The sequence below is a fragment of the Polyangium fumosum genome, from assembly GCF_005144585.1.
Taxonomy (GTDB): domain Bacteria; phylum Myxococcota_A; class Polyangia; order Polyangiales; family Polyangiaceae; genus Polyangium; species Polyangium fumosum.
Genome location: NZ_SSMQ01000149.1, coordinates 1 through 10,257 on the forward strand (window position 1 = coordinate 1; position 10,257 = coordinate 10,257).

The 10,257-nt window shown below is 70.7% G+C and carries 1 protein-coding gene; it reads right to left on the minus strand.

The features are described 5' to 3' along the window. Positions 1 to 10,228 (minus strand): type I polyketide synthase (locus E8A74_RS50975; protein ID WP_269749952.1); only part of this gene is annotated, 10,228 nt, incomplete at its 3' end. Positions 10,229 to 10,257: the final 29 nt, after the last annotated feature.

Sequence of the window (10,257 nt, forward strand, 5' to 3'; positions counted from 1 at the left end):
GCCGCGCGTCGAGCTTCGCCTCGCCACGCGCCGCCCACGGGCTCGCCTCGCCACGCGCCACCGCAGCCAGCGACGTGAGCAGCTCCTCCCGCGAGCCTCCCACCACCGCAAGACGGTGCTCGAAATGGGTGCGCCGGACACTCGCCGTGTACGCGATATCGTGAAGAGACGAAGCTCCCCCTTCCACCAAGCTCCCGAATGCTTCGGCCAGGGAGGCAAGCGCCTCGGGGCTCTTCGCCGACAGGGGTAAAAGGGTGAGCGATTCGACCGCGGTACGCTCGACCGCCGGCGCGGGCGCCTCCGCGAGCACCACATGGGCATTGGTGCCGCTGAAACCGAACGAGCTCACACCCGCGATTCGCGGCGCGCCGTTCCTCTGCCACGGTGTCGCCTCCGCGGCCACCTTCACCGGCAAAGATCCCCAGGGAATATGGGGATTCGGCGCCGAGAAGTGCAGCGATCGGGGGATCTTGCCGTGCTGGAGCGCGAGCACCGCCTTGATGAGCCCCGCGACGCCCGCGGCCCCCTCCGTGTGACCGAGGTTCGTCTTCACCGAACCAATGAGGACGGGACGATCCACAGGGCGCTCTTCGCCGAGCGCCGCCGCGAGCGCCTGCACCTCGATCGGATCGCCGAGGGGGGTCCCCGTCCCATGCGTCTCCACATAACCCACGTCCGACGGCGAGACGCCCGCATGGGCGAGCGCCCGGCGGACCACCGCCTCCTGGGAGGGACCGTTGGGCGCCGTCAAGCCATTGCTGCGCCCGTCCTGGTTGATGGCCGACCCTCGAATCACGGCCAGGATGGAGTCGCCGTCCCGCTGCGCGTCCGCGAGCCGCTTCAGCACCAGGACGCCACAACCCTCGCTGCGCACGAAGCCGTCGGCGTCGGCGGAGAAGGTGTGGCAACGCCCCGTCGGCGACAACGCCCGCATTCCGCTGAGGCACACGGTGAACTCCGGCGACAGGATCAGGTTCACCCCACCGGCGAGCGCCATCGAACACTCGCCAGCGCGGAGCGCCTGACACGCCAGATGCACTGCCACGAGCGACGACGAGCACGCCGTGTCCACCGGCATGTTCGGCCCCTTGAGCCCGAGCCAATACGACAGGCGACCCACGCTCGTGCTGTGCGCCGTCCCCAGCAGCGAATGGCTGTCCAGGCCCGCACGGCGGGTGAGCGCCATCATCTGGTACTCGTTGCTGCAGATCCCCATGTACACGCCGGTATCGCTGCCGAGGAGCCGCTCCGGCGTCTGGCCGGCCCGCTCCAGCGCCTCCCAGCTCACCTCCAGGAGCAGCCTCTGCTGGGGATCGATCCCGACCGCTTCCCGCGGCGAGATCTCGAAGAAGCCCGGATCGAATCGATCCACCTCGTCCAGAAAGCCGCCCCACCGGGTCATCATCTTCCCTGGCGCGTCCGGATTGGGATCGTAATAGTCATCGACGTTCCAGCGATCTGCGGGCACCTCCCGGACCGCATCCACGCCCTCGTCGAGGAGCCGCCAGAAGCCCTCTGGATCGCGCACGCCCCCGGGATACCGGCAGCCAATGCCCACGATCGCGATGGGCTCGTCCTGCGCAGGCGCGGACATGGTCACCCCTGCATTCGAAGCCGCAGTGAGCTCCATCTGCTCGAGCAGGTGACGGGCGAGTGCTGCCACGGTCGGGTAATCGAACGCCAGCGTCGCCGGCAACACGCTGCCCATCTGCGCCGCGAGTGCATTGCGCAGCTCCACCGCCATTACGGAGTCGAGCCCGAACTCCTTGAAGGGGCGGTGGATGCTCAGCTCGCCCGGAGATCGAAGGGACAGCACCTTCGCGACCTCGAGCCGCACGACCCGCTCCATTTCCTCCACGCGCGCCGCCGGTGCGAGCGCGGCAAGGCGCGCGATCCAGCCAGCCGAGACCGGCATGAGGGGGCGCGCGGCCCGCGACGGCAGGAGCGCTCGCCAGAGCGGCGGCACGGTGGCCCCGAGCGTCTGCCGCAAAGACCGCAGATCCAGCCGCAGGGCGCCAAGATGCGCCTCCGGTCGCGAGAGAGCCTGCCCGAGGAGCGCGGTCCCCTCGACCGGAAGGATCGCGCCGGCGCCCTGCCGCGTCAGGCGCGCGCGCTGGGCTTGGTTGAGCTTCTCGAACATGCCGCCTTCGGCCCACATGCCCCAGCTCAAGCTCAGCGCAGGCAGCCCCTCGGCCCGCCGCTCGGCGGCGAGCGCGTCGAGGAACGCGTTGGCCGACGCATAGGCTCCGTGCCCCGCGGGCCCCAGCAGCGAGGACATCGAGGAAAACATCACGAAGAAATCGAGCGGCAGCGCGCGCGTCTCCACGTGCAGGTTCCACGCGCCCCGCACCTTCGGCGGCAGGACCGTCGCGAAGCGGGCCGCGGTCTGCTCCCGCAGCACACCGTCGTCCAGGGCTGCCGCCGCATGGATCACGCCGCGGAGGGGCAGCTCGGGCGGCAATGCGCCGAGCAGCGCCCGCACCGCAGATGCGTCGCATACGTCCACCTGCGCCACCGATACGCGCGCGCCAGCGGCCCGCAGCGCCTCCACCGCGGCCAGGCGCTCTCCCTCCGGCGCACGCCGGCCGACGAGCAGGATATGCCCGATGCGGTGCTCCTCCCAGAGCCACCTCGCCACGTGCAGCCCCAGGGCCCCAAGCCCGCCCGTGATCAGCGCCGTCCCGTCTCTTGTTATGGAAAGTGCCTCCGCGCGCGTGCGCTCCGAGGAAGCATGGACGAGCCGCGCCGCATGGCGCCTGCCCGCGCGCCACGCGACCTGGCTCTCCCCATCGGTCGCCTGGATCTCCTGCCACAACGAATCGAGCGCATCCGCCGCGCCGGGCTCCACATCAATCAGCGTGCACCCGAGCTCCGGGTGCTCCTGCATCACCACCCGCCCGAGCCCCCAGAGCGGCGCCTCGGCGATCGCAACCGGCTCTCCCGCGCGCACGGCCTGTGCGCCCTCGGTCACCCAAAGCAGACGAGGCGCATCTGGCGCCCTACGCGAAAGAAGCGCTTGAACGAGCGCGAGCCCCGCCCCAGCGAGCGCCTCGACCCGATCTGCAGGTGCGCCCACGGGCTCCGCTGCGCGCCCCGTCCCCCACAGGCCGATGACCCCTTCCAGCGGAGCGCCCGCCGCATCGATAGCGGTGAGCGCAGCGCCGAGATCCCCGGGAGCCATGGTGACGCAGTGCGCTCCCGCCGCCTCGAGCCGCGCCGAGAGCCCCGCCGAAAGCGCAGAGCCCATCGTGAGCACGAGCCACGCTCCCGCCGGCGCCTTCCCGGGGCTCGCCGGTGTCACGTCCTGCCACGTGAGCTCGACCAGCGAGGCCTTCGACGCCGCCTTCTCCGTGCGCCTCGATGCGTTGACGTCCGCGCGCTTGAGCCTCACCCCGTTGAGCTCCGCGAGCACCTCGCCGCGCTCGTCCAGCACCGTGACGTCGCCCGACAAAAGGTCCGCGTCCACGCCTGCCGCGCTCGTCCTCCGCGCGTGCACCCAGGCCGCCGCCGCCCCCTCCTGCCATAGAATGAATTCGCCCACCTCGAACGGCATGAAGACGTCGGCGCCGGCCCCAGCGCCGAGGCCCAGCGCCGCGCTCAGGGTTTGGAGTGCTGCATCGAGCAGCGCCGGGTGCATGCCATGCGCTTCTGCCTCGACGCTCACCTCCGCCGGCACGACGGCCCGCGATACAGCCTCGCCGTCGCCCCGCCCGAGCTCTGTGATCCCCTGGAAGACCGGCCCGCACACGAGCCCCGCGTCGCGCCACGCCGCATACAGCTCGGCCACCGGGACTGGATTGCAGCATCGCGCACGCACCGAGGAGAGATCCACCGCCGCGCGTGCAGCCCCGCCGGACAGCCGCCGAACGAGCCCCGACGCATGCGCTGTCCACCCCTCTTCCGGCGGCGCGCCACTCGGCTGGCTGTAGACTTTCGCCGTCATGCCCTCCGCGCTCGCCTCCGAGAGCACCACTTGCACGCGACGCGCTTCGGTTTCCGGCAGCAGGAGCGGTGTGTGCAGCACGAGCGCCTCGATCCGGTAGCGCTCCGCCCCTGCGTGCGCCGCCGCGTACACGAGCTCCAGCACGGCCGCCGCCGGCACCACCACGCGGCCAAGCACGCGATGATCCGCGAGGTAGGGCGTCGTCACGATTCCCAGCACCGCCTCGAAGACCGCGCCAGCCCCCGCCATCGGCACGCGAGCTCCCAGCAGCGGATGGCCCGTCGCTGTCGCTCCCCGTAGCGCGCGCCCAGCCGCGACCCAGTACCGGTTCCGCTGCCAGGGGTATGTCGGAAGCGGCAAGCATTGCCCACCCGCCGGATGGAGCCGCTCCCAGCTCACCGGATAGCCATGGGCATGGAGCGCCCCGAGCGACGATAGCAGGGCGCCTCGCTCCTCCTGCTCCCGCCGGAGCGACGCGCGCGCGACACCGCCGCGCCCCCCTTCCTGCAATCCGTCTTCGATGGCTGGCAGCAGGACCGGGTGAGGGCTCACCTCGACGAACAGCGTGTGACCCTCGCCGATCAATCGCTGCGTGGCCTGCGAGAACAGCACCGGCGCGCGCAGGTTGTCGACCCAGTATGCCGGCCCGAGCTCCGCCCCGTCCACCATTCCGCCCGTCACGGTCGAGCACATCAGCACCGCGGCCGCGCGCGGCGTGAGGTCCGAGAGCGCCGTGAGCAGCTCTTCCCGCAGCGGGTCCATTTGCGGGCTGTGCGAGGCGACGTCCACCTTCACCCTCCGGCAGAACACGTTGCGCTGCGTGAGCCGGCCGATGACCTCCTCCAGCGCCGCCGGATCGCCGGACAGGACCGTCGACCTCGGACTGTTGCTCACGGCCACGGACAGCCTGTCCTCGAAGCCGCGGAGCTCTTCCTCGGCCTCGCGGATCGACAGCTCCACCTGCGCCATCGCCCCGTGGCCGCTCACCCGGCGCAGAAGCCGGCTGCGGCGGCAGATGATCTGCGCTGCGTCCGCGAGGCAGAGCACCCCGGCGACGTGCGCGGCGGCCACCTCGCCCATGCTGTGCCCCACCACCACGTCCGGCTCCACGCCCCACGATCGCCAGAGCGCCGAGAGGGCCACCCCAACGGCGAACAGCGTCGGCTGCACGACGTCGATTTGCGCGAGCCGCGAGAGGGCCGCCTCGGCGTGGAGCTCCTCGAGGATCGAAAACCCGGATTCCCGTGCAATCGCGTGGTCGCACGCCTCCAGTGCGGCGCGGAAGACCGGCTCTTGCTTGAAGAGCTCGCGTCCCATGCCGAGCCATTGTGATCCCTGACCGGGATAAACGAACACGAGCTTTGGCCGATCCCCGGGCTTCACCTCGCCCCGCACCACGCCCGCGCCGGCCTCGCCGCGCGCGAAGCCCTCGAGCGACGCACGGAGCTCCTCCCGGGTCCGGCACACCACCGCGAGCCGATGCGCATGGTGGGCACGCCGGACGCTTGCCGTGTAGGCGATATCGTCGAGGCGGGCTGCCGTGCCTGCTCCGTCCAGGAAATGCACGTAATCGTCGGCCAGCGCCGCGAGCGCCTCGGGGCTCTTCGCCGAGAGGGGGACGACCGTGGACGCGGCGGGCTCGGGCGCCGGCGTGGCCCCACGAGGGGCCTCCTCCAGCACCACATGGGCGTTGGTCCCGCTGATGCCGAACGAGCTCACCGCCGCGATCCTCGGCGCCCCGTTCCTGGGCCATGGCATCGCCTCGGCGGCGACCCTGAGCGGCAGGTGCTCCCAGGCGATGTGCGGGTTCGGCGCTGCGAAATGGAGCGACCTCGGGATGCATTGCTGCCCGAGCGCGAGCACCGCCTTGATGAGCCCCGCCACCCCCGCGGCGGCTTCCGTGTGGCCGATGTTCGATTTCACGGAGCCGATCACGAGGGGCTGATCCGCCGGCCTCCCCTCACCCAGCACCACGCCGAGCGCCTGCACCTCGATCGGGTCGCCCAGCGGCGTGCCCGTCCCGTGCGCCTCCACGTACCCGACCGCCGCGGGCGCCACGCCCGCCTGCTGCAACGCGCGGCGAATCACCGCCTCCTGCGAGGGGCCGTTGGGGGCCGTCAAGCCATTGCTTCGCCCGTCCTGATTGACGGCCGTACCTCGGAGCACCGCCAGGATCGGATCGCCGTCCCGCTCCGCGTCCGAAAGCCTCTTCAGCACGACGACGCCGCACCCCTCGCCGCGCACATAACCATCCGCGTCCGCCGAGAAGGTGCGACAGCGACCCGTGGGCGACATCGCCCGCACTCTGCTGAAATAGACCGTGGTCTCGGGGGACAGGGTCAGGTTGACGCCGCCAGCGAGCGCCATCGAGCACTCGCCAGCGCGGAGCGCCTGACACGCCAGGTGCACCGCCACGAGCGACGACGAGCACGCCGTGTCCACCGGCACGTTCGGCCCTTTGAGCCCAAGCCAGTACGACAGGCGACCTACCGTCGTGCTATGCGCCGTCCCCAGCAGCGAATACGCATCTATCGTCTCGGGCTGCGATAGCGCCATCGTCTGGTATTCGTTGCTGCATATCCCCATGTACACGCCCGTGTCGCTTCCCAGCAGCCGCGACGGCGTTTGCCCTGCACGCTCCAGCGCCTCCCAGCTCACCTCCAGCAGCAGCCTCTGCTGCGGATCGATGCTCGCTGCTTCCCGCGGCGAGATCTCGAAAAACCCCGGGTCGAAGCCATCCACTCCGTCGAGAAACCCGCCCCACCGCGTCGTCATCTTCCCCGGCGCGTCAGGATCTGGATCGTAATAGGCGTCAATGTCCCAACGCTCTTTGGGCACCTCGCCGATCGCATCTACGCCATCTTCCAGCAACCGCCAGAAGCTCACGAGGTCCTTCACGCCTCCTGGATATCGGCATCCGATTCCCACGATCGCTATCGGCTCCTCCGTCGGCGCCGCCACCGCTGCGGGCGCCGCTGCGCTTTTGCTCTCTGCCGGCTGGAGCTGGCCGAGCAGATACCGCGCAAGTGCCTCCACCGTCGGGTGATCGAATACCAGCGTCGCCGGCAGCGTCCTGCCCACACGCGCGGCGAGCGCGTTGCGCAGCTCCACCGCCATCATCGAGTCGAGCCCCAGCTCCCTCAGCGGGCGCTCCGAAGGCACGTCACTCGGCGCTCCCAGCGCCAATACCTTCGCAATCTCGGCACGTACAGATGCTGCCATCTCCCCGAGCCGCGCCTCCGGCGCCAGCCCGAGAAGGGACGCGGCCCACCCCTTCGCCGCGGGCGCTCGCCCTGCCCGCTGCCCGACCAGACCGCGCCACAGCGGCGGCACCACGCCTGCAAACGATTGCCGCAGCACCCGCAGATCCACCGGCAATACGCAGAGCTGCGCCTCGGGACGCGACAACGCTTGCTCCAACAGCCGGAGACCCTCCTTGGGCAATATCGTACCCATTCCCTGCCGCGCGAGCCGGCTACGCTGCACCTCGTCCAGCGCCTCCGCCATGCCTCCCTCGGCCCACGCTCCCCAGTTCACGCTGAGCCCCGGCTGCCCCGAGGCACGCCGCTGCGCCGCAAGCCCATCCAGGAACGCATTCGCTGCCGCGTAGTTGCTCTGTCCCGCTGAGCCCAGCACCGACGTCGCAGACGAAAAGAGCACGAAGAAATCAAGCGGGAGCGTCCGCGTCTCGACGTGGAGGTTCCACGCGCCACGCACCTTCGGAGCGAGCACTCGCTCGAAACGCTCCGGGCTCTGCTGCGTCAAAATGCCATCGTCCAGAACACCCGCCGCGTGGATCACCCCGCGGAGCGGAACCTCGGGCGGCACCGCATCGAGCAGCGCCCGCACCGCCGATGCATCGGACACGTCCGCTTGTGCGACCGTGATCCGCGCCCCCGCCGCACGCAGCGCCTCCACCGCGGCCAGGCGCTCTCCCTCCGGCGCACGCCGGCCCACGAGCAGGATATGCCCGACGCGGTGCTCCTCCCAGAGCCACCTCGCAACGTGCAGCCCCAATGCGCCAAGCCCACCTGTGATCAGCACCGTCCCTGCGTCCGTCATGGGACGCGCCACCTCGTGCCCGCGATCCGCCGCCGCCTTGATCAGCCGCGCCACGTGGCGTTTCCCTGCGCGCCATGCGACCTGGTTCTCCCCGTCGGTCGCCTTGATCTCCTGCCACAGCGAATCGAGCGCATGCGCCGCGCCGGGCTCCACGTCAATCAGCGAGCACCCGAGCTCCGGGTGCTCCTGCATCACCACCCGACCGAGCCCCCAGAGCGGCGCCACGGAAATGGCCACCGGCTCTCCCGCGCGTACGGCCTGCGCGCCCTCGGTCACCCACAGGAGGCGCGGTGCACGCGCCGCCTCGCGCGCCACGAGCGCCTGCGCCACAAGGAGCCCGACCGTCGCGAGCGCCTCCGCCGAGCCTGCGGTCGCTCCGTTCTCCGCCCGATGCGCCCCCCACAGGCACACCACGCCCTCCAATGGATCGCCCGCGGCTTTGATCTCCGCCAGTGCAACCCCTAGCCCCTCCGCCGTAGGCCGGACGCCTTCCCCCAAAGCCACCGTGACACACCGTGCCCCGGCCGATTGGAGCTGCGCCGATAGCCCCGATTCCAGCGACGAGCCCGCGCTCAGCACGAGCCACGTGCCCGACGGCGCCTGCGTGACGCTCGCCGACGTGACCTCCTGCCAGGACAGCCGATAGAGCCAGCCCGACGGCGCCTTCCCATGCGCCCGGTGCAGCGTCGCAATCTCGGCGCGCTTCATGCGCACGCCGGTCATCTCGGCGAGCACGCCGCCGCGCTCGTCCAGCACCGTGATGTCGCCCGAGACGATCTCCCCGTGCGCGCCCGGCACGGTCTCCGTGCGGGCATACACCCACGCGGCCGTCGCCCCCGGATGCCACACGGTGAAGCCCTCGACCTCGAAGGGCATGTAGACATATTCGGCCGACTCCAGGCGCAGCGCCACGCCGAGCGTTTGCAGCGCCGCATCGAGGAGCGCCGGGTGCACGCCGTACGCCTCGCCGTCGTCGCCGGCCTCCGCGGGCAATGAAACCCGGGAGACGGCTTCGTTCTCGCCGCACCAGAGATCCACCATCCCCTGGAAAGCGGGGCCGTAATCATGCCGCACCGCGCGCCACTGCGCGTAAAGCTCCGCCACCGCCACCGCCGTGCGACAACGCCTCCGCGCCGCCGCGAGATCGATCGCCGGAGGCTCCGCCTCCTCGAGGCACGGCTGTACCCGCCCGATTGCGTGCTCGGTCCACGGATCGCCTGCAAGCGCGGCCCCGGGCTGGCTGTAGATCGCCACCCCCAGGCCCTCCGGCCCGTCCGACAGCACCACCTGCACCCGCCGCTCCCCGTCCTCCGGCAGCACCATCGGCGTTTGCAGCACCATCTCCTTCACCCGGTGCTGCCCCGGGCCCCCATGCGCTGCCGCCGCTGCGTGCGCAAGCTCCAGGAACGCCGTCCCCGGCATTACCGCTTGCTCGAAAATCCGGTGATCCGATAGATATCGCGTCGCCTCGACACCCAGCGAGCTATCGAATACCGCTCCTGCACCGGCAACGGGCAAACGCTCCCCGAGCAGCGGGTGTCCCGACGCCTCCGCGCGCCGCGTCCCACGCCCAGCATCCATCCAGTATCGCTGCCTCTGCCACGGATACGTCGGCAGCAGCACGCATTGCCCTCCCCCGGGATAATGCCGCTGCCATTCCACGGGATACCCTCCCGCGTACAGCGCTCCCAGCGACAGCAACATCGTACGCTGCTCGTCACGCTCTCGCCGCAGCGACCCCACGACCTGGCCGCTCTCCCCGCTCGCCGCGAGGCATTGCTCCAGGTTGCTCGACAGGACCGGGTGCGGGCCGACCTCCACGAAGACGCGGTCCCCATCTCGTACGGCAGAGCGGATCGCCTGCGCGAACTGGACAGGCTCCCGCAGGTTTTTCCCCCAATAACCGGCGCCGAGGTCCTCACCCTTGATCTGCTCGCCCGTGACGGTGCTGTACATCCTCCGGGCCGCGTGCCCCACCGCCACGCGCCCAAGCTCCTGCACCAGCGCACCCTCGAACGGCGCCATCACCGGGCTGTGAAATGCGTAATTCACCCGCAGCATCCGGCAATCTACGCCCTGGCCTTGCAGGCGCTCCAAAACCTCGGAGAGCGCTGACGCCTCTCCCGCGAGCACCACAGAACCCGGATCGTTGACCGCTGCAATCGCGAGCCGGCTCGCCATCCCCTCCAAGGCCGCACGCGCAGCTTCCTCGGGGAGCGCCACCGAAGCCATCTTCCCCAGCCCCGTCGCAC